The following is a 239-nucleotide window of genomic DNA, read 5'->3' as shown; positions in this document are numbered from 1 at the left end:
GATTTTTTCGCCACGCGCCGCAGGCATGGGTCACCATCTGGCCACCGCCGAAGCGAACGCGCACTGGTCGCGCGAATGCAACGACCTCGTGCATCGCGTGTGTTCGCTGTTTCCGCGCAACTTCGTGGGCGTATGCCAGTTGCCTCAAGCGCCAGGCGTGCCGCCCGCGAACTGTATTGACGAATTGCGGCGCTGTGTCGAAGAACTCGGTTTTATAGGCTGCAATCTGAATCCCGATC

At 60.3% G+C, this 239-nt stretch carries 1 protein-coding gene; it reads left to right on the top strand.

The annotated features are described in order from the left end of the window. Window positions 1-239, top strand: a 239-nt coding sequence (locus tag SB822_RS60675; protein WP_410859598.1) for an amidohydrolase family protein, incomplete at both ends; no start/stop codon positions are given.

The organism is Paraburkholderia sp. SIMBA_054 (genome assembly GCF_046534875.1).
GTDB lineage: Bacteria > Pseudomonadota > Gammaproteobacteria > Burkholderiales > Burkholderiaceae > Paraburkholderia > Paraburkholderia hospita.
The sequence above is the reverse complement of the archived record's forward strand: the minus strand, read 5'-3'. Positions and strand labels throughout refer to the sequence as shown.